This window comes from Candidatus Aminicenantes bacterium (genome assembly GCA_026393795.1).
Lineage (GTDB): Bacteria > Acidobacteriota > Aminicenantia > UBA2199 > UBA2199 > UBA2199.
In genome coordinates this window covers 1-1,204 of the sequence record JAPKZL010000191.1, presented here as the reverse complement: position 1 = coordinate 1,204, position 1,204 = coordinate 1, and the positions used below count along the sequence as shown (strand labels likewise).

2 protein-coding genes are annotated in these 1,204 nt (G+C 56.7%); both read right to left on the bottom strand.

What is annotated here, in order from left to right; translation table 11 throughout:
• Window positions 1-561, bottom strand: a 561-nt coding sequence (locus NTW95_09020; protein ID MCX6557552.1) for a lipoyl synthase, incomplete at its 3' end; no start/stop codon positions are given.
• Window positions 561-1,204, bottom strand: a 644-nt coding sequence (locus tag NTW95_09015; protein MCX6557551.1) for a M24 family metallopeptidase, incomplete at its 5' end; no start/stop codon positions are given. The genes NTW95_09015 and NTW95_09020, both read right to left, overlap by 1 nt.

Below are 1,204 nucleotides of genomic sequence, written 5' to 3'. Positions count from 1 at the left end.
GAAAGCGACCGCCCGGCGGTTGACGGCAGGATACAATAAGGGTACCGTCTCCACGTTATGGGCCAGAACGTCAGGACCGGCGTCAAGTACCCGGTCAAGAAATCGGCTGCAGCCATCAAAATCGGGAACCAGGACCTCAATTTTTATTTGCGGGCGCCCCTGTTTCAATGCCCGGATCACGCCGGCAAAATGAGCACTGCCCTTGTCGGGGACATCATCGCGTGTCACGGATGTGATCACCGCGTACCCCAGGTTCATCATTTGGGCCATCTGCAGAACTTTTTGGCCTTCCGCCTGATCCAGATCCAGCGGTTTGCCGCTGGCGACCGCGCAAAAACGGCAGTCACGGCTGCAGATATTGCCCATGATCAGGAACGTGGCCTGGTTGCCGTTCCAGCATTCATGAATGTTCGGGCAACGGGCGCTCTGGCAGATTGTTTGCAAAACTTTTTTTTCTAATCTGTTCTTCAGGGCGAAATAGGCGTCCCCGCCCGGCAGGCGCGTCTTGAGCCACTCGGGCTTCTTCTTGCGGATCGCTCCAGCATTCGTCAATTGGTTCATTATTTTGGTTTTACCAGAAATAATTCTCGCTGAGGCTGTGAAAGGTACTCGGCGCCGTCGGCAGTGATGACCGCCATTTCCTCGACCGTAGTCACGCCAAAATTCTTGATGTATATCCGCGGTTCAATGGTGAATACTTGGTCCTTTTCCAATGGAATGAACGGCAGGTTGCCATACCTTTCCCAGGCTGGGGCCAGCAAGGCGCCGCCATCGTGGGAGTAGCGGCCCACCTGGTGGCCGAGGGCATGGGGATATTCTTCGTAACCCTGGGAGACGATATAACCGCGGGCGATCTGGTCGATATCCAGACCGCGCACGCCAGGCTTAAGGGCTGCAAAAGAGAGGCGGATCGATTCGATGAGCGCAATGAACCCGTTTTGCACTTCGCGGGGCGCTTCTTTTTCACCAGGTCGCAGGATGTACCAGGTCCTTTGCAGGTCGGAACAATACTTGTCCACCACCACCCCGAAATCCACATTAAAAACATGTCCCGGGCGCAGGATGTTGCCGGTGGGGGCAGAATGGGCGCCGATCTCCTGGGGACCGCTGAACACCGCCGGGCAGCTGCTCACTTCCCAGGCCGCGGCCAGGCCCATTTTTTCACGCTGGCGAGTGATCCAGTCGGCCAGCTCCTTTTCGCTCA